This is a genomic window from Pseudomonas sp. MIS38, assembly GCF_019891575.1.
Classification (GTDB): domain Bacteria; phylum Pseudomonadota; class Gammaproteobacteria; order Pseudomonadales; family Pseudomonadaceae; genus Aquipseudomonas; species Aquipseudomonas putida_A.
In genome coordinates this window covers 13144-33231 of the sequence record NZ_JAFLXF010000004.1, presented here as the reverse complement: position 1 = coordinate 33231, position 20088 = coordinate 13144, and the positions used below count along the sequence as shown (strand labels likewise).

Below are 20088 nucleotides of genomic sequence, written 5' to 3'. Positions count from 1 at the left end.
GTTCGAGAATTCATGCCTAGAGTTTTTCACCCGATCGCCCGATTTTTTCGCCGCCCGTGCCTGTTGCTGGCCTGTCTGTCATCGCTGTTTGTCAGCGGTTGCACGCACCAGACCGGCAACGGTTTCATCGCTCAGATGCGTGACGGTCAACCGCAGGAATTCCTGCAGACCAGCGTCGATCGCATGGCCACGTTGGCGATGCGCGACAACCTCAACAGCCTTTATCGCCTGATGGGCAAGCTGTATTTGCGCAACCCGGAAGAACTGCGCAAGTCGGGCTTCCTCGACATCAACACGGCGGTGAAACAGGTGCGCCTTGCCGTCGAGCAGCAGCAACCGTTACCGGTGTTGGGCGGGCGCAAAGATCTGGCGGCGCTCAGCTATGCGATGAGTCCGGAGTTTCTCGGGGATCGGGTCGGCGCCTTCATCTATGCCATCGGCAGCATGCTGGTCACCGCCCACGGCAATCGCATCGAGTTCTACATGACCGATGCAATCAACCCGACCTTCGTCCACAACGCCGCGCGCAATATCGAGAAAGCCACGTGGATTCTGGCCCAGCGGCAGAACAACGAAGGCCAGCCGCTGCTGTTCTCCAATGAAATCTCGGAGGAGGGCAGCAACCTGAGTTTCGCTACCGAATTCGGCAAGATCGTCGCGCGCCTCGACTTGCTGACGCAGATGCTCGATGAGCGCTACCGGCGCATCGGCCTGAACTACGCGCAGAGCCTGCTGTTCCTGAATTTCCTTCCGGTGCAGTAAGTGCGGAGATCCAATGTGGGAGCGAGCCTGCTCGCGAAAGCGATCTACCAGGCGCTGAATCTCTGATAGATCCACCGCATTCGCGAGCAGGCTCGCTCCCACATTGATCAAATTGTGCGTGGGATTTTTGTATACAATCCATCGCTACTATTGATCCAAAGGGAGCTGCACCTGTCATGACCGACTCCGCAAGCACCGACTTCAACCGTATCGACCGCGCCACCCGTGCAGAAAAACTGCCCTATGCCGCGTTGCTGGCCTTCGCCATGACCGGCTTCATCGCCATCCTCACCGAGACCCTGCCGGCCGGGCTGCTGCCGCAGATCGGCGCCGGGCTTGGGGTCAGCGAAGTGCTCGCCGGGCAACTGGTGACGCTGTATGCACTGGGCTCGATTGTCGCGGCGATTCCGCTGACCGTCGCCACCCGGGGCTGGCCACGGCGGCGGGTACTGCTGATGACGGTCGGTGGCTTCCTGGTGTTCAACACCGTGACTACGTTCTCCAGCCATTACGGCTTGACCTTGGCGTCGCGGTTCTTGGCCGGGATGGCGGCAGGGCTGTCGTGGGGAATCATGGCCGGCTACGCCCGTGGCATCGTGCCGGTGCACCAGCAGGGACGGGCGTTGGCAATCGCCATGCTCGGCACCCCGGTGGCGCTGTCGCTGGGCACCCCGGCGGGAACCTGGCTGGGCAACCTGATCGGTTGGCGCGCTTCGTTCGGGATCATGTCGGCGCTGGCGTTGGTGCTGGCGGCGTGGATTGTGCTGGCGGTGCCGGATCGTCCCGGCCAGACCAGCGCCGAACGCCTGCCGTTGCTGCAATCGCTGCGTCTGCCGGGCGTACGGCCGGTGCTGTTCGTGGTGCTGACCTGGATGCTTGGGCACAACATTCTCTACACCTACATCGCGCCATTCCTGATGCAGGCCGGGCTGGCCGAGCGCGTCGATCTGGTGCTGCTGGTGTTCGGCCTGTGTTCGCTGATCGGGATCTGGATCATCGGCCTGCTGGTGGACCGCTGGTTGCGCTGGCTGACGCTGATCAGCCTCGCGGTGTTTGCCGTGACCGCACTGGTGCTGGCGCTGATATCCCCGTCGCCGTGGCTGATCTACACCTGCATGGCCGTGTGGGGCCTGTCGTTCGGCGGTTCGGCGACGCTGCTGCTGACAGCCGCGGCGGATTCGGCTGGCGAGCACGTGGACGTGGTGCAAGCGATGCTCACCACCTCCTGGAATGTGGCGATTGCCGGCGGCGGTCTGTTTGGCGGGTTGCTGCTGGATCGGGCGGGGGCGATGTCGTTTCCATGGGCATTGTTGATCCTGTCGCTGATCTCGCTGGCGACGGTGTGGATCAACCGTCATCACAGCTTCAAACCAGGCCGGCGCGTCACCACATGACTTTGTAGGAGTGAGCCTGCTCGCGATAGCGTTTTATCAGACACGAACGATTTGTCTGCGGAGACGCTATCGCGAGCAGGCTCACTCCTACAGTAGAGATGATGTGGATTTGAACAAAGGCATAACGATAGACCGCATCGATATATGTGGTTATATGAAAAATCGCTATGCTGCGGGCCAGATTTTTCCTGTCGTTTTTTCTGGACGTCTTAATGGAATTGGCAAATTTCGGCCTGGTGATTGCCGGGCTGGTGGTGGGTTTTATTGTCGGCATGACCGGTGTCGGCGGCGGCTCGTTGATGACGCCGATCCTGCTGTGGTTCGGCATCAACCCGGCAACAGCGGTGGGCACCGACCTGTTGTACGCGGCCATTACCAAATCCAGTGGCGTGCTGGTGCACAAAAAGAACAACAACATCGACTGGGCGATCACTGGCTGGCTGACTCTCGGCAGCGTGCCGGCAGTCGCCATGACCCTGTGGTTTCTCAGCACCCTGCACACCGCGCCCGAGGCGATGAACGCGATCATCAAACAGGCCTTGGGCTTCGTGCTGTTCGCCACGGCGCTGGCGATTCTGTTCAAGAAGCGCCTGCTCGAATTCGCCCACAAACGCGCGGGCGGCAATTACAACCCGAGCGGCACGCGCCTGAATGTGATGACAGTGATCACCGGGCTGATCCTCGGCACCATGGTCGCCCTGACCTCGATCGGCGCCGGCGCCCTCGGCACGGTCGCGTTGTTCATCCTCTATCCGCTGCTGCCGACCCGGCGTCTGGTCGGCACCGAAATCGCCCACGCCGTGCCGCTGACCCTGGTTGCCGGTCTGGGCCACGCGAGCATGGGCAACATGGACTGGGGCGTGCTGGGCTTTCTGCTGATGGGTTCGTTGCCAGGCATCTGGCTCGGCAGCCACCTGACCGGGCGCATTTCCGATGAATTGCTGCGCCCGTGCCTGGCGACCATGCTGCTGCTGATTGGCTACAAACTGGCGTTCTGATGTAGGAGCTGCCGCAGGCTGCGATCTTTTGATCTTCGTTTTTACAATCAAGATCAAAAGATCGCAGCCTGCGGCAGCTCCTACGCTGCGGTATGAAGGATGTTGAATTTCATGACGGTCACCGGCAAATCCTCGTAGATCAGATCCTCGACCACCTCCCAACCCAACCCCGCATACAGCGATTGCGCAGCGTCGGTGTACAGATACAACTCAGTCACTCCCAGCGTCGCCGCCTCGGCGACGATCCTGTTGACCAGTTGCGAAGCAATTCCGCGTCCGCGTTCTTCGGCTTTCACGTAGACGCCCGCCAGCCACGGCGTCAGTTGCGGGCGGATCTTCATGTCGCTGTCGATCAGCAGCGCGCCACCGAGCAATCTGTCGTCTTCAATGGCCACCACCACGCTGGGAACCGCACCCTTGCCGCAGGCCGCGCGCATCCGCTCGGTGCGGGCTTCAAGGGTATCGCCGTCACGGAATTCGCCCCATTCCTTGAAATTGAGTTCGGCGAGTTCCTCAATCAAATGCGGGTGATCGCACAGGTAGTCGATGTGCATGGGTTGAACTCCATTTCGTGGGCAGAATGACCACCCTAATGCGCTCACAAAAGGTAATCAAATCCGCGTCACGATTACGCCGATGCAGTTGCGCAATGACGCGGCTGACCTAAGCTTCTGACAAGGCGAAACATATTTGCCGGGCACGACCCCGGAACAATCGCCGCGATGCGCAATCATTAGAGCGTGGATATCAAAAGGAGATGCGCATGCTCATCAGGTCACTGACCCTGACACTCTTGCTGGCGATTGCCGGCCCCTTGTTCGCCGCTGACAATGACTCGCCCATAGCCGGGGATATGGGACGGGCCCGACCGTTGATCGTGATCGCCCAAAGCACCGTCGACCCGGTGTGGGTGGGGTTGAAAAAGTCGCTGGAAGATCCGGCGAACAAGAAGGGCGTCACCGACCGCAACATCAAGGTCTACACCATCCTCAATATGGCCGGACAACTCGATGGCAAGGATCTCGGCCAGCAAGACACCATGGCTTTGCTGCGGTCGCTGAAGCTCGGTGCTGGTGCGTATCCGAAAGTGTTCCTGCTGGGCAAGGACGGCGAGACCAAACTCTCGGCCTCGGGCGAGGAAGCGAAGTCGGTGGACCTGAAGAAAATCTTCGACACGGTTGACGCGCTGCCGGCCAGCGAAAAGGAAATCAGCGCACCGACGGTCGCTGAAACCAAGGCCACCGCCGCCGAACCGGCAGCCAAGAAAGGCGAGAAGGGCGCCAAGCCAGCCAAACCGGCGAAACCGAGCAAGCCACCGGAAATGCCGGATGATTGATTGAGGCAGGCTCTGAATAAAAAATGGCGGACGCTTTAAACGTTCGCCATTTTTTTGTCCGCTTGGATGACCACGATACTCTGAATATCAGGGCAGGAGCTGACGGATGACATTGACCAGAACCGGAGAGAAAGCCGCAAGCTGGCCATTCTTGGGAGTCAGCATGTCATCAAGGAGAATGCCCAGAAGCTCTTCATCTTCAAGGTCATCGGGTTGCATGCCTCCTGTAAAGATCAACTGATCAACCAGTTGTTTCCGTGCCCCTATGAGTCCGCGATTGCTTTCTTCAGTATGACCGAGATTCAAAATTTCCAGAGCCGAATTTGCGCGTTCAGTTTTGCCGGTCACTCTGCCGGACAGATAAAACTTTAATTCCGACTCGCATTCCTCTATCAAGGGCGTCAGATCTAGTGGGCGCGTGCCTCGATGATGTCCACATTGATTCTGGCGTTGGCAACTGGCGACGATGTTGGTGAATTCCAGTGTGCGATTGGGGACTTTATCCTGGGCCTCAACGTGCTCGTTATGTGAGTTGTCGCCTGCAATGGTCTGGCAGCAATAGGCGCAAAGGCTGAACTGTTCCGTTATACAGGCCGTGCGCACGCTCACGCGTTCTTCGCCGGGCAGGTCCCGGTAACGTAATGTTGTGTTGGCGCGTTTCCATCTGATGAGTTGTTCCGGCTCGGCTCCCTTGGTGATCTTACGCACGGCGCAACTCCAGTTTGCGCAGCAACAGCGCAGCTTTCGCCAGTTCGATATGACCGTCCGGAAGTTCTTCTGCCAGTTCGGCGAATAGCTTTTGTGCGGTTTCCAGATCACCGTCCTGCAAGCGTTCGAGCAGTGCGTTCAAGCGTTTTTGAACGTCGCTGTTACGGATGTCGGTGTCCATGACTTCCAGCAGCACCTGATTGGCATCAAGTCCGTACAGGCCGTTGTGTTCGTGGAGTTCACCGTCATTGAGTACGTAAACCAGCACATCCTTGGCGTCGCTGATGACCAGTGGTGAGTGCGTGGTCAGCACGAACTGGCAGTTGGGGAAGGTTTCGCTCAGTTGGCGGATCAGACTGCGTTGCCATTTAGGGTGCAGGTGCAGATCCACTTCGTCGATCAGCACGATGCCGTCCCCGTGGAGCGGGTTGTCCAGCGACTGGTTCATCATTGCCAGACGACGGGCGATATCACCGACCAGCGCCATCATCGACTTCTCGCCTTGCGAGAGTTGGGCGACGTTGAGGGTGACGCCGTCCTTGTCGATAGCCATGTGTAGACGCGGCTTGCGTTGCACGCGCAGGTTGGTGAAGCCGGGCATGAAAGCGGCGATGGCGGAGCGGACGGCGGTTAGCTGACGGTCGCGGGAAGAGGCTTTCAGGTTGGACAGGGTTTTCCAAACATCACTTTCATAGCCGAACTTTATGGAGATTTCGGCCAGTGCAGTGTCGGAAATGCCGGTCTCGTTTTCGCTGTCCTCACGCTCGCGAAACCACTCGAAGAAGCGGCGGAAGTCTACACCTCGGTTGAGCGAGTTGTCGTAGCCGTCCAACTGATCAAAAGTATGTTTTGTTTTGATTTTTAGAGGGATTTCAAGAACTGAGCGTTCAACTGGGTAGTACGCAATTAGGGGAAGTGATGCTTTGTCATCGGCAGTCAACTTTGTGCGGTAGAGATCAGCTAGGCGGCTAGTCTCAGTTAATTCGCTATGAACACTCGACTTTCTCCCCTGCTTGGATCTTGCAACGGTCCAGACAAATAAAATTTCGTCTGCCACTTTTTTGGGAACGTTTGACCGTGCTTTGGACCCGTCTATCAGGGCCGCAGTGACCATCGCAAACGAGGCTCCATTGCGAATGTCGTCGTCTATTAAATGGCTGCCAATGCCTCTTTCGGTACGAATTCTGGCTACCAACCAGCTCAGAGAGGTGGCAAGTGACTTTAATAATGTGGTTTTCCCAGCACCGTTATTTCCTACGATCGCCGTTATGTTCGAGGAGTTTTTATTTGTGGGGGCGAGGTGAATGGTAAGGTCGGCGAACCGACCTACATCCTTGAGGCTTAAGTTGAGAATTTCCATTACAACGCCCTTCGAGGGTCAGTCGGTTTAAAAGCTTTGGCGCGCATTATGTCATCCCCGGCCACGGATTGATTCGATGGAGTGTAGATACTCCACTTCACCCGGTCACCCATGAAAATAGTTGCCGAATATTCCCACCAAAATGAGCTGCGCAATACCCTTCAAATCTATCGGATTTTTCCTGCAACGCGCGGCGGCACTGAGGAACTGGTGCTCCGAGAGCCGTGCCGATAATCTTTCCGAGCCGCTGCAAAATCAGCGGTCGGATGTGGAAGTCCGGTGAATCCTGAAAGCGCATGTGCGCCTGTAAACACTTGTTGGCGCCTTTTATGCCAACATTGTTTGCTTATGGCAGCTATGCGCAGGAGCACTCTCGAGTGCACCGGGTTTTTCTCGGGGTCCCGGACTTCCACACCTGCGCAAAGCTGCCACCCTCTCGTGGAAGGGCGCTCGGCAGTTTTTTCTCTAACTGCACGAGATCTTCAAGCATGAAAAAATTTGATTCGAACGCAGCCGAAGCTTCCGCGAACCTAGATTCCCCCGAACAAATCGCCAACCCCAAACCCCGCTACATCCCCATTACCGGCATCGACTGCCAGATCCCCTGTCTCCTGATCGACCGCGAAGCCCCGGTAGACGTACTCCACGGCACCGCCGCCTACCGATTACGAAGCGTGACTCAACTGCTGGAAACCCTTTCCCTCAGCGACGGCATCGGTCATGACTCATTACTGCTGCAGGACTTCGCCCGGGTGCTGGCAATCCCTCTGCGCGACAGCTGCGACCTGATGGATGTGCTGGGCTGGAAGCTACAGGCGTAGTTTCAAACCCTCAAACCAAAATGGGCGACCCTCTCAGGTCGCCCATTTTTTATGGCGTGATCACCGGGTCAACTCCCCCAGAATCTTGTGCGCAATCTTCACCCGCTCTCCATTCGGGTAGTTGCGGTTCGCCAGAATGACGATCCCGACTTTCTTCGACGGTACGAATGCGACATACGCGCCGAAGCCACCGGTGGATCCGGTCTTGTTCAGCAACACGTTCGCCGGCTCAGGTTGTGGCGGATTCAGCCATTTGACCTTGTGCGCTTCCATGGCCATCGGCGTCGAGTTGCCGTCCAGCAGGCGGTCGAGGCTGATCGGGTAGGTGTAGCGTTCCCAGCCCAGGCCCTGGGTCATGTCGCCGACGGTGTAGTAGCCGGTGTGGGTGAGGGCGATGGCTTTTTGCAGGGGTGTTTCGAGTTTGGCGGTGTCGAGGTTGGCCTGGACGAATTGCAGCAGATCAGCGGCGCTGGTTTTTACGCCGTAGGCTTCGGAGTCGAGGGCGCCGGGGCTGACTCGAATCGGTTTGTTGTTCTTGTCATAGCCTTGGGCGTAGAGCTTTTGTTCAGACGCCGGCACCGACAGGAAGGTGTGCTTGAGCCCGAGTTTCGGCAGCAGGGTTTCAGTCATGACCTGATTGAACGGTTGGCCAAGGCTTTTCGCCGCCAGATAGCCGAACAGGCCGATGCTCGGGTTGGAATACAGGCGATGGCTGCCGACCGGAAAAGTCGATTTCCACTGTTGGTAATAGCCGAGCATCTTGTCGGAAGAATCCGCAGCATCCGGGAATTGCAATGGCAGGCCGCCGGCGCTGTAAGTGCCCAGTTGCAGCAGGCTGATGTGGTCAAAAGCGCTGCCTTTCAGCTCGGGCCAGTGCTGGCTGGCCTTGTCGGAGAATTCCAGTTTGCCGCTGGCCTGGGCGTAGGCGGCGAGGGTTGCGGTGAAGGTTTTGCTCACCGAGCCGATTTCGAACAGGGTGTTTTCACTCACCGGTTGCCCGGTGCTTTTGTCGGCGACACCGTAGTTAAAGTAGTGCACCTTGCCATCGACGGTCACGGCCACGGCCAGCCCCGCAATGTCCTGTTGCTGCATGACCGGGGTCACGGCGGCCTTGACCAGCGCCTGCAACTGATCGTCGGTTTGCTGGGCAGCCATGCACGCGGTGGCAGCGAAAATCAGGCCGAAAGCGCTGCGAGAAATGACTTTGCTCGGATTGATGAATGACATAAATGAACCACTCTCCATGAGTGTTGAGGGTGTTATCCCGCTAGACTGCGGGCAATTGCAATGTTGGGCAGCTGATCAGCGCCGACAATTTAGGCAGTCTGGCACTCGTCGACAAACGATGATATTTCGGATGAGCCATTAGAAAAATTTGGGACTGGGCATGATTCGACCTCTACTGCCGCTCAATGCACTGCGCGCGTTCGAAGCCTCGGCGCGTCATCTGAGCTTTACCCGTGCCGCCGTGGAGTTATGCGTGACTCAGGCGGCGGTGAGCCATCAGGTGAAAAGCCTCGAAGCGCAACTCAACGTCACCCTGTTCAAACGCCTGCCCCGCGGGCTGATGCTGACCAGTGAAGGCGAGACCCTGTTGCCGGTTTTGACCACGTCGTTCGATCATATCGCGCAGATGCTCGAGCGGCTGGCCGGCGGTCAGTATCGGGAAATGTTGACCGTGGGTGCCGTCGGAACCTTTGCGGTCGGTTGGTTGCTGCCACGGCTGCCAGACTTCCAGGCGAAACATCCGCTCATAGATTTGCGGCTGTCGACTCACAACAACCGGGTCGACGTCGCCGCCGAGGGGCTGGATTACGCGATTCGTTTTGGCGCCGGAGCGTGGCACGGCATCGAGGCAACGCGTCTGCTGGATGCGCCACTGTCGGTGTTGTGCGTGCCGGAAATTGCCCGGCAGTTGCATACCCCGGGCGATCTGCTGCAACAGCGCTTGCTGCGTTCCTATCGCACCGATGAATGGCCGGAGTGGTTTCACGCCGCCGGCCTGGCGACCCACGCGGCGCCGCCGCAAAGCATTGTGTTCGATTCGTCTCTGGCGATGATGGAAGCGGCGCTGCAGGGCAGCGGGGTGGCCTTGGCGCCACCGCTGATGTTCGCCCGGCAACTGGCGGCGGACGTGATTCGTCAGCCGTTTGCGATTGAAATCACCACCGGCAGTTATTGGCTGACGCGCTTGCAGTCAAGGCCGGAGACGGCGGCGATGACGGCGTTCAAGCAGTGGCTGGTACAAAACTCTGCCTGACACAAGTCCCCTCCTGTGGGAGCGGGCTTGCTCGCGAAGGCGGCGTGTCAGTCAACTCAAATATTGACTGATGCACCGCCTTCGCGAGTAAGCCCGCTCCCACAGGGACGGCAGTGGACTGCAGATCAGAATTCAGCGCACCAGACACGGCCGCTTGTTATCGAACGTCCACCCCGGTATCAAAAACTGCATCGCCACGCTGTCATCCCGCGCGCCGAGACCCATGCCTTTGTACAGTTCGTGGGCCTTGGCCAGCTGATCCATGTCCAGCTCCACCCCCAGCCCAGGTTTCTGCGGCACTTGCACGCAACCTTCGACAATTTGCAGCGGTGCCTTGGTCAGGCGCTGGCCGTCCTGCCAGATCCAGTGCGTGTCGATGGCGGTGATGTCGCCCGGTGCCGCCGCCGCGACATGGGTGAACATCGCCAGCGAGATATCGAAGTGGTTGTTGGAGTGTGAGCCCCAGGTCAGGCCCCACTCATGGCACAACTGCGCGACACGTACCGAGCCTTGCATGGTCCAGAAGTGCGGGTCGGCCAACGGAATGTCCACCGACTGCAACTGAATGGCGTGGCCCATCTCGCGCCAGTCGGTGGCGATCATGTTGGTCGCCGTCTTCAGTCCGGTAGCGCGGCGGAACTCGGCCATGACTTCGCGCCCCGAGTAACCGTTTTCCGCACCGCACGGGTCTTCGGCGTAAGCCAGCACCTTATGTTGATCGCGGCACAAGCGGATCGCTTCTTTCAGTGACCAGGCGCCGTTCGGATCAAGCGTGATACGCGCCTCGGGAAAGCGTTCGGCCAGTGCCGTCACCGCTTCGATTTCCGCGTCGCCGCTAAGCACGCCGCCTTTGAGTTTGAAGTCCTGGAAACCGTATTTCGCCTGGGCCGCTTCAGCCAGACGCACCACCGCCTCGGCGCTCATGGCCTTCTCGTGACGCACGCGGAACCAGTCGTTATCGGCGTCCGGTTCGCTGCGGTAGGCGAGGTTGGTCTCGCGTTGATCGCCGACATAAAACAGATAACCGAGCATCTTCACTTGATCGCGTTGCTGGCCTTCGCCGAGCAGCGCCGCGACCGGTACGTCGAGGTGTTGCCCGAGCAAGTCGAGGAGGGCGGCTTCGAGTCCGGTGACCGCGTGGATGGTGATGCGCAGGTCGAACGTCTGCAGGCCACGGCCGCCGGCATCACGCTCGGCGAAGGTCTCGCGCACCTGATTGAGGATCTTCTGATAGTTGCCGATTGTGCTGCCGAGCACCAGGCTGCGGGCGTCCTCCAGCGTCTGCCGGATGCGCTCGCCACCGGGCACTTCACCGACGCCAGTGTGGCCGGCGTTGTCCTTGAGAATGACGATATTGCGGGTGAAAAACGGCCCATGGGCGCCGCTCAGGTTGAGCAGCATGCCGTCGTGGCCGGCCACGGGAATCACCTGCATGTCAGTGATGATTGGCGCTTTGGCAGTGTCGTGTGCGGTCATGTTTTTATCCTTGTCAGCATCTTTAAAAAGGAAGTCATGCGTGCTTTGGCGCGGCCTCGGCCACGGCGAGGTCAGCAGCGGGTTTCGGGGTGGTACGTGCAGCGAAGACGATGATCGCGGCGATGATCGAAGTCGCGGCCAGGCCATAGAGGCCGCCCTGAATCGAACCAGTGTGTTCTTCGAGCAGGCCGAAGGTGGTCGGCGCGACGAAGCCGCCGAGGTTGCCCACCGAGTTGATCAGTGCGATCACTGCCGCGGCGATCCGTGCATCCAGATAGGCCTGCGGAATCGGCCAAAACAACGATGAGGCGGACTTGAAGCCCAGCGCGGCAAAACAGATCGCGACAAAGGCGAAGATCGGCCCGCCGGTGGTGGACATGAACATCCCCGCCGCGGCGATCAACAACGCGGTGGCGACCCAGGCCTGCTGGTGCTTCCACTTGGCCGAGAAGGCGGCGAAGGCGTACATGCCGACGATCGACAGCAACCATGGAATCGAGTTGAACAGACCGACCTGGAAGTCGCTCATCTCGCCCATTTTCTTGATGATGCTCGGCAGCCAGAAGGTTGCCGCGTAAATGGTCAACTGGATGAAGAAGTAGATCAGGCAGAACAGAATGATCTGGCGGTCCTTGAGCAGTTTGCCCATCGATGGCCGGATCGGCGTCGCGGCTTCGCGGGCCTTCTGTTCATCGTCGATGGCGCTGACCAGTGCGTCCTGTTCGGCGCGGGTCAGCCATTGCGCGTCATGCGGTTTGGCGTCGAGCCAGAACCACACGAACACGCACAGCCCCACGGAAAACATGCCCTCGATGAAGTACATCCATTGCCAGCCGTGCATGCCGAGGCCGTTGATCTGCAAGAGCAGGCCGGACAACGGGCCGGAGATCAGCGAGGCGACTGCCGACCCGCTGAGGAAAATCGCGATCGCCTTGCCGCGTTCGGCACCCGGCAGCCAGCGGGTAAAGTAGTAGATCACCCCGGGAAAGAACCCGGCTTCGGCCACGCCGAGCAGAAAGCGCAGGATGTAAAAGTGCGTTTCGTTCTGGATGAACGCCATGCCGGCGGCGACCAGGCCCCAGGTGAGCATGATGCGGGTCAGCCAGATACGCGCGCCGACTTTCTGCAAAAGCATGTTGGACGGCACTTCGAACAGCGCGTAACCGATGAAGAACAGACCGGCGCCGAAGCCGTAGGCGGCAGCACCAATGCCCAGGTCATGTTCCATGTGAGTGCGGACGAAACCAATGTTCACCCGGTCAATGTAATTGACGATGAACATGATCACGAAGAGCGGCAGGACGTGGCGTTTCACTTTCGAGATGGCGGACGCGAGTGTCGAATCGACGCCCTCGTTCATCCCGGAGACGGAGGTTTTCACTTGGTTTTCTCCCACTGATTATTTTTATGCGGGGTAGGACTGGGTGCTGCGTTGTTGATAGACATCATACAACTGGGATTTTTTGTCCTACAAGTGGGGTGGAGCGATTAAATTTGTCTGGTGAACAGATTTTTTATTTCTTTTTGGGATTTGTCCCCGTTTTAATTGGTTAAAATCGCGCCCATCAGACGTGCATTTCGGTTCGCGATCCAAATTTTCAAACAGGGCGTAGGGCTTGGTTGTTGCGGTTTTTTTCGTTTTATTGAATGTTGTCATACAAGTTTCTGGCTGTTTCAGCGCTAAAATCGATCTCGTCAGCCACCGCGCAGTGCTACGATCGACAAGCCCCGATGACCGGAACCGATCATGCAAGAAGACCTCGACGCCCCTGCGCCCAAACGTGCACACAACCTCGCACACGATCTGGTGGAGAAACTCACCCAGAGCATCCTGCTCGGCCGGCTGTCGCCCGGCGACAAGCTGCCGTCGGAGAACGCCATCGTTCAGGAGCACGGCGTCAGTCGCACGGTCGTGCGCGAAGCGATTTCCAAGTTGCAGGCGTCGGGGCTGGTTGAGACGCGGCACGGCATCGGCAGTTTTGTCATCGAGCGCGCTGCCGAGCAGGGCTTGCGGTTGAATGTCGATACCGCTCTCGGCGTGCGCAGCATTCTTGAATTGCGCATGGGCCTGGAGACGCAGGCTGCGGCGTTGGCCGCGTCACGTCGCAGCGAGCAGCAATTGCTGCAAATGCGTCAGGCGCTGGATGACTATCAGCGTCTGCTGGACAGCAATGACAGTTGTGTCGAGGCTGATCGACGTTTTCATCTGCTTATTGCCGAAGCCACCGGCAACGTCTGCTTCAGCGAAATCATGCAGCACCTGGGCAGCGCGATGATTCCACGTCAGCGGCTCAATGCCGCCGAGCGTGGCGCGGCGGATCTGAGCAAGCTGGGGCAGTTGGCCCATCTGGAGCACGAAGCGATCCTGAATGCGATCAAGCGGCAGGATCCGGACGCGGCGCGCGCGGCCATGTGGCTGCACCTGACCAACAGCCGCGACCGTTTCAGTTCTCAAGGCTGATTGCCGTTGGTCTGCTCGATAGCACCGCCTGCAGATGCACGCTTCCAAGCTGTATGGCCCGGGTTCTCCGGACCTCCTTGGTGAGGTGTGTCATGGCTAATGATTTGCTGTTTCAGGTTGGTGTGCTGCCGACCGATCCAACCCGTCCGGTACCCGGCACGGATGAGCCGACACTGGCCGATCACGATGCGCCGCCGGGCATGAGCCCGGGACGTGATCCGTTGAGTGATGCTGATCGGCCGGAAGACTGGAAGGACCCGGCGGCGGACGATGATGTGCCGCCAGCGGATGAGCCGACGCCGTTGTCGGATGACAGGCGCTGAGGCTAACCCGGCACGAGATATTTATAGTCTGCGCCGGCCCGTTCGCGAGCAAGCTCGCTCCCACAGGTAGAACGCATCCCCCTGTAGGAGTGAGCCTGCTCGCGATGGGGTCATCAGCCTCAGTAAAAACCTCGATCAGACCTCAATCGGTCGACCCTCCACCCGCCGCTCCAGATTCAACGCCAGCACACTGATCAACACCACCGCCGACCCCGCCAGCACCATCAGCGTCGGTCGCTCGCCCAATCCCAGCGAAGCAATCCCCATCGCCGTCGGTGGTATCAGGTACAACGTCATCGTCGCCCGGCTCAAGTCCACATGCTTGAGCACAAAGCCCCAGGCCAGATAGGCCAGTGCGCTGGGAAATACCCCCAGTGCCAGCACTGCCCACTGCACTCGCAGCGGCGCATTTACCACCGCCGCACCCAGCCCCGGCAGATAAATCAGCAACAGCAGCGTCCCCGACCACACCGCATAACAGGCCAGACTGAAGCCGTCATAACGCCGGGCATGATGTTTTTGCAGGGCGAAGTAAATGCTCCATGACAGCGCTGCCAGCAGGATCAGCAAGCCATGCGCGTCGATCTGCCCCAGGCCCCGATCGGCGCTGACCACGATCACCACCCCGACCAGTCCCAGCAAGACGCAGCCCCATCGCCAGACACTGACCTGATCCTTGAACACGTAACGCGCCAGCAGCGTACTGAACAGCGGGCTCGACTGCGCCAGTACGCTGGAGGCGCCGGCACTGACGCTTTGCTGGCCGATGTTCAGCGCCACGTGATGCAGGCTGACGGCAAAAAATCCCAGGGCGAACAACAGCGGTACGTCGCGCGGTTGCGGCAGGCGAATGCCCTTGAACGCCGCAATCACGGCCATGAACAACGACGCCAGCAGAAACCGCAGCAACGCCAGATGCCCGGGGTCGTAGGCTTGCAGGCCGATGTGAATGCCGGTGGGTGAATAGGCCCAGCAGCCGACCACGAAGGCCGTGGCCAGAATGATTTTCAAGGGAGAAGGAGACGGCATGATCGGCGCACCGCAAGGGTTGATGCGCCGAGTATCCGGGCGGTCAACAAGTCTCCACAACTGACTTATACTGCGCTGAATGTTCACTTTGAGTGATGAGTATGGAGCTGGCGCAGATCCGCATGTTCAAGACCGTGGCTGACGAGGGCAGCATTGCCCGCGCTGCTGAAAAATTGTTTTGTGTGCCGTCGAACATCACCGCACGGATCAAGGCGCTTGAGGCGGAACTCGGCGTCGCACTGTTTCTGCGCGAGGGACGCGGGCTGCGGATCAGTCCGGCGGGACAGACGTTTCTCGCCTATGTCGAGCGGATTCTGGCGCTGACCGCCGAAGCCAAGCGCGCGGTGGATCCCGCCGCCGAACCGTCCGGCCCGCTGCGTATCGGCGCGATCGAGTCCTCGGCCACCGGGCGTTTGCCCCGACTGTTGGCCAAGTTTCACCAGCGCTATCCGCAGGTGGCGCTGGAGTTGACCACTGGCACCTGGGGTCAGTTGCTCGACGACACCGTCAGCCATCGCCTCGACGGCGCCATCGTCGCGGTGGACGTCGAGCGCTCGCAACTGAAACGCACGCCGATGTACCGCGAGGAGTTGCTACTGATTGCCTCGACGTCATTCGGCCCGGTGCGCGACATCCACGATCTGCAGGATAAAACCGTGTTCATGTGGCCGCAGGGTTGCCCGTATCGGGCGGCGCTGGAGCACTGGCTGTTGCGTCAGGGGCAGGCGCTGCCGATTGTCAGTCTGGCGAGTTACGGGGCGATTGTCGGTTGCGTGAGTGCTGGCGCCGGGGTGGCATTAGTACCTAAAGGCGTGTTCGAGCAATACGCCAAAGGCGCTGGATGCGTGGGCTATGAGTTTCCCGAACTGACGGCGATCGACAACCTGTTTTACTGGCACGAAAACGCCGGGGTACACCCGGCGCGTGAGGCGTTCGTGGCGATGTTGCGTGAAGAATTCCTCTGATCACATCCAACGCGCACCTGTAGGAGCTGCCGCAGGCTGCGATCTTTTGACTTTGTTATTGAAGAACAAGATCAAAAGATCGCAGCCTGCGGCAGCTCCTACATGGGAGGGGGTCAAGGAGTCAGGTCGCGCATCAGCAGGCCAAAGCGCAAATCCACCGCATCCGGAATCGGCAGGTACACCGTGTGTCCATCCCCCGGCGCAACCTCGATCGCTTCACCCTTGGCACTCTGCAACTGGTGCAGGTCGAAGTGGAAATTGCCCTTCGGAGTCATCAATTCCAGATGATCGCCCAAGGCAAAACGGTTCTTCACTTTGACCTCGGCCAACCGGTCGCGGCGCTCGCCGGTCAGTTCGCCGACGAACTGCTGACGCTCTGACACCGAGCTGCCGTTCTGATAATTCTGGTATTCGTCATGCACATGGCGACGCAGGAAACCTTCGGTGTAGCCGCGCTGGGCCAGTGACTCCAGATCGGTCATCAGGCTGCGGTCGAACTCGCGCCCGGCCATCGCATCGTCGATTGCCCGGCGATAGACCTGGGTGGTGCGCGCGCAATAGAAGTGCGATTTGGTCCGGCCCTCGATCTTCAGCGAATGCACGCCCATGCGCGTCAGGCGTTCGACGTGCTGCACCGCGCGCAGATCCTTGGCGTTCATGATGTAGGTGCCGTGCTCGTCTTCAAATGCCGGCATCAACTCATCGGGGCGATTGGCTTCCTGCAGCAGAAATACCTGATCGGTCGGCGCGCCGATGCCCAGGGTTGGCTCCGGCTGGAAGGTCTGCACGATCTCGCCGAGCTGGTTTTCCGTGGCTTGCTGCGCCGAATACTTCCACCGGCAAGCGTTGGTGCAGGTGCCCTGATTGGCGTCGCGCTTGTTCATGTAGCCCGACAGCAGGCAGCGCCCGGAGTAGGCCATGCACAGTGCGCCATGAACGAACACTTCCAGTTCCATGCCTGGTACCTGTTCACGGATTTCACCGATTTCTTCCAGCGACAGCTCCCGCGACAGGATGATCCGGCTCAGGCCTTGTTGCTGCCAGAATTCGACGCTCGCCCAGTTCACCGTGTTGGCCTGCACCGAAAGGTGGATCGGCATCTGCGGGAAATGCCGGCGCACCAGCATGATCAGGCCCGGGTCGGACATGATCAGCGCATCCGGCGCCATCTCGATCACTGGCGCCAGATCCTTGAGGAAGGTCTTCAGTTTGGCGTTGTGCGGGGCGATGTTGACCACCACGTAGAAGCGCTTGCCCTGTGCCTGCGCTTCGCGAATGCCGAGGGCGAGGTTGGCGTGGTCGAACTCGTTGTTGCGCACCCGCAGGCTGTAGCGCGGCTGGCCGGCATAGACCGCGTCGGCACCGTAGGCGAAGGCGTAGCGCATGTTCTTCAGGGTGCCGGCGGGGGCGAGCAGTTCCGGGGCGGCGAGGGGGAGGTCAGGGATCATGGCGGCATCGGTCGCAAAAGCGCGGCAGGGTAGTGCAGTGGCAAGTGCGGTTTATTGATCTGGATCTACGTTTGAGTGCGTGGACTTTATCTGTGCAGAAAGGGCACAGATCATGTGCCGGTTTCACTGTGTTCGGTGCGGCGGTGGCTGCTTAAGATTCGCTTGTCAAATCAACCGAGGCAGGACTTTCCCATGCAGAACTTTACTCGCCGCTTTCTCACCGCTTGTGCATTTTCCGGTGTATTGGCCAGCAGCGCAGCGATGGCCGACAACCACCCGACCATTCGGGCAATGTCCGGCGCGACACCGGCTGATCATTTGCCAGCGGGCAAATCCGCACTGGTGGTGATCGATTTCCAGAATGAATATTTCAGCGGCCGGATGCCGATCCCGGACGGTGCCGCTGCCCTGGCGAAAACCCGTGAGCTGATCACTTTCGCTGACAGTCACAAGATCCCGGTGTATCACGTGCAGCACGTTGCCCCGGCCGGCTCGCCAGTGTTTGCCATCGATGGCCAGACCGTCAAATTTCACCCGGACATGCAGCCGCGCCCGCAAGACGTGGTGCTGCAAAAGAGCACCGTCAGCGTGTTCGCCAGCACCGACCTTGACCAGCAATTGAAAAAGGCCGGCATCCAGACCCTGATCATTTCCGGCCTGATGACCCACGCCTGCGTGGCGGGTGCCGCACGGGACGCCGCGCCTTTGGGTTACAACGTGATTGTCGCGTCCGATGCCTCGGCGACCCGCGCCATCACCCGCGCCAACGGCGTGTCTATCGACAAGGATTCGCTGCACAAAGCCGCGTTGGCGGAAGTCGAAGACACCTTCGGCGATGTGTTGAGCACTGCGCAGATCGTCAAACTGCCGGTGCGCTGATTAGCCGGGCTGCATCGTCCAGGCAATCTATGCTCCATGAACAAAGATGGCACTCGCGCGCGCCCCGGCTGACTAAGGTTCGGGGCGTGCGAGACGCCTGACTGACATGGATCGGACATGAACGAAAAAACCCTGCAATTCAAATCCCTCACCGTGCTGTTGCTGTTGGTGACGGTCGCCTTCATCTGGATTCTGCTGCCGTTCTACGGCGCGGTGTTCTGGGCGGTGATTCTCGGCATCCTGTTTGCGCCGATGCAGCGCCGGTTGCAGCAGAAGTTCGGCTGGCAACGCAATCTGACTTCTCTATGCACCCTGGGCATTTGTCTGGTGATCGCGATTTTGCCGGTGATCATCCTCAGCGTGTTGTTGGTCCAGGAAGGCGCGACGCTGTACACCAACATCGAAAGTGGCCAACTGGACATCGGCGCCTATATAGCGCAGTTCAAACACAGCCTGCCGCCGTACTTCCAGCATCTGCTCGATCGTTTTGGCATGGGCGAACTCAATGGTCTGCGCGAGAAAATCGTCAAGGCATCGATGCAGGGCAGTCAGGTGCTGGCGAGTCAGGCGTTCAGTTTCGGTCAAGGCACATTCGAGTTCGTGGTCAGCTTCGGCATCATGCTGTACCTGCTGTTTTTCTTTCTGCGCGATGGCGCCGAGCTGGTGCGCAAGATTCGCACCGCGGTACCGCTGGAAGAGAATCACAAACGCCGTTTGCAGTTGAAATTCAATCGGGTGGTACGCGCGACGGTGAAGGGCAACCTGGTGGTGGCGGTCACTCAAGGGGCATTGGGTGGTGCGATTTTCTGGTTTCTCGACATTCCCAGCGCGTTGCTGTGGGCGGTGCTGATGGGCTTTCTGTCACTGTTGCCGGCGGTGGGGGCGGGGATCGTCTGGGCGCCGGTGGCGGTGTACTTCCTGCTCAGCGGGATGATCTGGCAGGGTGTGGTGCTGGGGGTGTTCGGGGTATTTGTAATCGGTCTGGTGGACAACGTGCTGCGCCCGATCCTGGTCGGCAAGGACACGCGGATGCCGGACTACATGATCCTGATCTCGACCCTCGGCGGCCTCGCGGTGTTCGGCCTCAACGGTTTCGTGATCGGGCCGCTGATCGCAGCGCTGTTCATGTCCAGTTGGGCGTTGTTCATCGAGACCAAACCGAAAGTCCAGTTGCCTTAAGCGTGGAATGGGTCGCTGACGATTTTCTGTGACAGGGCCTGTGCGGCGGGCAGTGAAGTGAGCGGGCCGCTGATCGGCTCGCCATCGCGCACCAGATACCAGCAGGCGAGCAATCCCGACGCTCTGAGCGATGCGGGAACAGCGCTACCGACTACCGACATGATTTGAACCTGAGCCATGACAAGTACCTCCATCAATCTGTGGAGCTACCTTAGGGATTCGCTGCGCTCAGGGACAATCAACGCTTTCGATAGTGGTCATTGATCACAGTGAGGGCTGCATCAGTCGACAACCTGGTCGAGCATGTGCACCACTTCGCGCTCATTGAGCAGGCCCTTGTGCACGAGATTCTCCGCCAGCAGCGAAAGAAACTTGGCGCAGCGGTGGCCTTCCAGGTGTTTGAGTTCAGTCAACGCGCTGTACACCTTGCTTGAAGTGCACAGGCCGACGATGCGGTGCGGATTTTGTGTAGGCATGGTTCGTCCTTGTTTTTATCAACCTGTTGTTTACGGACGGATTCAGATTGCGGTTCCGTCATGACAAATGGATGACCGTTTTGTGTTTTGCCCCCGACGGTCAAGTCCATCATGCCGACTTTAGCTGCCGGAACTGTCCTCACAGCGACCTTGGCGAGATTTTTTCAGACTCTGCCCGACCGACGGTCATAAAAAAGCCCCGCTATAAAGCGG

General features: G+C 59.3%; 21 protein-coding genes. 11 read left to right on the top strand and 10 right to left on the bottom strand.

Annotated elements, in window-relative coordinates:
• The first annotated feature begins 12 nt into the window (after positions 1-12).
• The 3 genes from J1G18_RS07090 to J1G18_RS07080 all read left to right on the top strand — a co-directional run bounded on the left by J1G18_RS07090 (position 13) and on the right by J1G18_RS07080 (position 3154).
• The gene (locus tag J1G18_RS07090; protein WP_223007292.1) at positions 13-762 is read left to right on the top strand and encodes a hypothetical protein; all 750 of its coding nucleotides are present in this window, start codon (positions 13-15) and stop codon (positions 760-762) included.
• A gap of 176 nt (positions 763-938) precedes the next feature.
• Entirely contained in the window at positions 939-2156 is a 1218-nt protein-coding gene (locus J1G18_RS07085; protein ID WP_223007291.1) for an MFS transporter, read from the top strand.
• Positions 2157-2368: 212 nt separating this feature from the next.
• Entirely contained in the window at positions 2369-3154 is a 786-nt protein-coding gene (locus tag J1G18_RS07080; protein ID WP_027613882.1) for a sulfite exporter TauE/SafE family protein, read from the top strand.
• An 80-nt stretch (positions 3155-3234) separates the two neighbouring features.
• On the opposite strand, the gene J1G18_RS07075 is transcribed toward J1G18_RS07080, so the two are convergent.
• The gene (locus J1G18_RS07075; RefSeq protein ID WP_223007290.1) at positions 3235-3708 is read right to left on the bottom strand and encodes a GNAT family N-acetyltransferase; all 474 of its coding nucleotides are present in this window, start codon (positions 3706-3708) and stop codon (positions 3235-3237) included.
• 209 nt (positions 3709-3917) lie between these two features.
• Here J1G18_RS07075 and J1G18_RS07070 point away from each other — a divergent pair, with 209 nt between their 5' ends.
• On the top strand, positions 3918-4490 hold the full coding sequence (locus J1G18_RS07070) for a DUF4174 domain-containing protein (protein WP_223007289.1): 573 nt from the start codon (positions 3918-3920) through the stop codon (positions 4488-4490).
• An 87-nt stretch (positions 4491-4577) separates the two neighbouring features.
• Here the strand turns inward: J1G18_RS07070 and J1G18_RS07065 are convergent, their stop codons facing one another.
• Positions 4578-5198, bottom strand: coding sequence for a retron system putative HNH endonuclease (locus J1G18_RS07065; protein ID WP_223007288.1), 621 nt, complete (start codon positions 5196-5198; stop codon positions 4578-4580).
• Positions 5191-6558: an AAA family ATPase gene (locus tag J1G18_RS07060; protein ID WP_098968072.1), complete on the bottom strand. Its 1368-nt coding sequence runs from the start codon at positions 6556-6558 to the stop codon at positions 5191-5193. Before J1G18_RS07060 ends, J1G18_RS07065 begins: the two co-directional genes overlap by 8 nt.
• A 548-nt stretch (positions 6559-7106) precedes the next feature.
• Between J1G18_RS07060 and J1G18_RS07055 the strand changes: the two genes are divergently transcribed.
• Positions 7107-7379, top strand: a complete 273-nt coding sequence (locus J1G18_RS07055; protein ID WP_098968500.1) for a hypothetical protein — start codon at positions 7107-7109, stop codon at positions 7377-7379.
• A gap of 60 nt (positions 7380-7439) precedes the next feature.
• Here the strand turns inward: J1G18_RS07055 and ampC are convergent, their stop codons facing one another.
• The gene (ampC, locus tag J1G18_RS07050; RefSeq protein WP_223007287.1) at positions 7440-8606 is read right to left on the bottom strand and encodes a class C beta-lactamase; all 1167 of its coding nucleotides are present in this window, start codon (positions 8604-8606) and stop codon (positions 7440-7442) included.
• Positions 8607-8766: 160 nt separating this feature from the next.
• Between ampC and J1G18_RS07045 the strand changes: the two genes are divergently transcribed.
• Positions 8767-9639, top strand: coding sequence for a LysR family transcriptional regulator (locus J1G18_RS07045; RefSeq protein WP_134785945.1), 873 nt, complete (start codon positions 8767-8769; stop codon positions 9637-9639).
• Positions 9640-9771: 132 nt separating this feature from the next.
• Here the strand turns inward: J1G18_RS07045 and gudD are convergent, their stop codons facing one another.
• Entirely contained in the window at positions 9772-11115 is a 1344-nt protein-coding gene (gene gudD / locus J1G18_RS07040) for a glucarate dehydratase (protein WP_223007286.1), read from the bottom strand.
• Positions 11116-11149: 34 nt separating this feature from the next.
• Entirely contained in the window at positions 11150-12496 is a 1347-nt protein-coding gene (locus tag J1G18_RS07035; RefSeq protein ID WP_223007285.1) for an MFS transporter, read from the bottom strand.
• 366 nt (positions 12497-12862) lie between these two features.
• Here J1G18_RS07035 and J1G18_RS07030 point away from each other — a divergent pair, with 366 nt between their 5' ends.
• Both J1G18_RS07030 and J1G18_RS07025 read left to right on the top strand, forming a co-directional pair.
• Entirely contained in the window at positions 12863-13576 is a 714-nt protein-coding gene (locus tag J1G18_RS07030) for a FadR/GntR family transcriptional regulator (RefSeq protein WP_098968077.1), read from the top strand.
• Positions 13577-13668: 92 nt separating this feature from the next.
• The gene (locus J1G18_RS07025) at positions 13669-13899 is read left to right on the top strand and encodes a hypothetical protein (RefSeq protein ID WP_223007284.1); all 231 of its coding nucleotides are present in this window, start codon (positions 13669-13671) and stop codon (positions 13897-13899) included.
• Positions 13900-14034: 135 nt separating this feature from the next.
• On the opposite strand, the gene J1G18_RS07020 is transcribed toward J1G18_RS07025, so the two are convergent.
• On the bottom strand, positions 14035-14928 hold the full coding sequence (locus tag J1G18_RS07020; RefSeq protein ID WP_223007283.1) for a DMT family transporter: 894 nt from the start codon (positions 14926-14928) through the stop codon (positions 14035-14037).
• Positions 14929-15029: 101 nt separating this feature from the next.
• On the opposite strand from J1G18_RS07020, the gene J1G18_RS07015 reads away from it, so the two are divergent.
• Positions 15030-15893 (top strand): LysR family transcriptional regulator, encoded by an 864-nt coding sequence (locus tag J1G18_RS07015; RefSeq protein ID WP_115990239.1) that lies wholly within the window; start codon positions 15030-15032, stop codon positions 15891-15893.
• 113 nt (positions 15894-16006) lie between these two features.
• On the opposite strand, the gene yegQ is transcribed toward J1G18_RS07015, so the two are convergent.
• Positions 16007-17341 carry a tRNA 5-hydroxyuridine modification protein YegQ gene (yegQ, locus tag J1G18_RS07010; RefSeq protein WP_223007282.1) on the bottom strand — a complete coding sequence of 445 codons (1335 nt, stop codon included), beginning with the start codon at positions 17339-17341 and terminating at the stop codon, positions 16007-16009.
• A gap of 192 nt (positions 17342-17533) precedes the next feature.
• On the opposite strand from yegQ, the gene J1G18_RS07005 reads away from it, so the two are divergent.
• Together J1G18_RS07005 and J1G18_RS07000 are read left to right on the top strand one after the other, a co-directional pair.
• Entirely contained in the window at positions 17534-18220 is a 687-nt protein-coding gene (locus tag J1G18_RS07005; RefSeq protein ID WP_098968081.1) for a cysteine hydrolase family protein, read from the top strand.
• 117 nt (positions 18221-18337) lie between these two features.
• Complete coding sequence (locus J1G18_RS07000) at positions 18338-19399, top strand: AI-2E family transporter (protein ID WP_223007281.1); 1062 nt, start codon at positions 18338-18340, stop codon at positions 19397-19399.
• Here the strand turns inward: J1G18_RS07000 and J1G18_RS06995 are convergent.
• Together J1G18_RS06995 and J1G18_RS06990 are read right to left on the bottom strand one after the other, a co-directional pair.
• Positions 19396-19578 (bottom strand): hypothetical protein, encoded by a 183-nt coding sequence (locus tag J1G18_RS06995; RefSeq protein WP_223007280.1) that lies wholly within the window; start codon positions 19576-19578, stop codon positions 19396-19398. The genes J1G18_RS07000 and J1G18_RS06995 overlap by 4 nt on opposite strands.
• Positions 19579-19680: 102 nt before the next feature.
• Positions 19681-19875 carry a hypothetical protein gene (locus J1G18_RS06990; RefSeq protein ID WP_025108897.1) on the bottom strand — a complete coding sequence of 65 codons (195 nt, stop codon included), beginning with the start codon at positions 19873-19875 and terminating at the stop codon, positions 19681-19683.
• Between the last annotated feature and the right edge of the window lie 213 nt (positions 19876-20088).

What these genes read in the sequence shown, in the direction of transcription:
- J1G18_RS07090 (WP_223007292.1), top strand. Translation starts at nt 13, where the DNA reads ATGCCTAGAGTTTTTCACCCGATCGCCCGATTTTTTCGCCGCCCGTGC.
- J1G18_RS07085 (WP_223007291.1), top strand. Translation starts at nt 939, where the DNA reads ATGACCGACTCCGCAAGCACCGACTTCAACCGTATCGACCGCGCCACC.
- J1G18_RS07080 (WP_027613882.1), top strand. Translation starts at nt 2,369, where the DNA reads ATGGAATTGGCAAATTTCGGCCTGGTGATTGCCGGGCTGGTGGTGGGT.
- J1G18_RS07075 (WP_223007290.1), bottom strand. Translation starts at nt 3,708, where the DNA reads ATGCACATCGACTACCTGTGCGATCACCCGCATTTGATTGAGGAACTC.
- J1G18_RS07070 (WP_223007289.1), top strand. Translation starts at nt 3,918, where the DNA reads ATGCTCATCAGGTCACTGACCCTGACACTCTTGCTGGCGATTGCCGGC.
- J1G18_RS07060 (WP_098968072.1), bottom strand. Translation starts at nt 6,558, where the DNA reads ATGGAAATTCTCAACTTAAGCCTCAAGGATGTAGGTCGGTTCGCCGAC.
- ampC (WP_223007287.1), bottom strand. Translation starts at nt 8,606, where the DNA reads ATGTCATTCATCAATCCGAGCAAAGTCATTTCTCGCAGCGCTTTCGGC.
- J1G18_RS07045 (WP_134785945.1), top strand. Translation starts at nt 8,767, where the DNA reads ATGATTCGACCTCTACTGCCGCTCAATGCACTGCGCGCGTTCGAAGCC.
- gudD (WP_223007286.1), bottom strand. Translation starts at nt 11,115, where the DNA reads ATGACCGCACACGACACTGCCAAAGCGCCAATCATCACTGACATGCAG.
- J1G18_RS07030 (WP_098968077.1), top strand. Translation starts at nt 12,863, where the DNA reads ATGCAAGAAGACCTCGACGCCCCTGCGCCCAAACGTGCACACAACCTC.
- J1G18_RS07025 (WP_223007284.1), top strand. Translation starts at nt 13,669, where the DNA reads ATGGCTAATGATTTGCTGTTTCAGGTTGGTGTGCTGCCGACCGATCCA.
- J1G18_RS07020 (WP_223007283.1), bottom strand. Translation starts at nt 14,928, where the DNA reads ATGCCGTCTCCTTCTCCCTTGAAAATCATTCTGGCCACGGCCTTCGTG.
- J1G18_RS07015 (WP_115990239.1), top strand. Translation starts at nt 15,030, where the DNA reads ATGGAGCTGGCGCAGATCCGCATGTTCAAGACCGTGGCTGACGAGGGC.
- yegQ (WP_223007282.1), bottom strand. Translation starts at nt 17,341, where the DNA reads ATGATCCCTGACCTCCCCCTCGCCGCCCCGGAACTGCTCGCCCCCGCC.
- J1G18_RS07005 (WP_098968081.1), top strand. Translation starts at nt 17,534, where the DNA reads ATGCAGAACTTTACTCGCCGCTTTCTCACCGCTTGTGCATTTTCCGGT.
- J1G18_RS07000 (WP_223007281.1), top strand. Translation starts at nt 18,338, where the DNA reads ATGAACGAAAAAACCCTGCAATTCAAATCCCTCACCGTGCTGTTGCTG.
- J1G18_RS06995 (WP_223007280.1), bottom strand. Translation starts at nt 19,578, where the DNA reads ATGGCTCAGGTTCAAATCATGTCGGTAGTCGGTAGCGCTGTTCCCGCA.
- J1G18_RS06990 (WP_025108897.1), bottom strand. Translation starts at nt 19,875, where the DNA reads ATGCCTACACAAAATCCGCACCGCATCGTCGGCCTGTGCACTTCAAGC.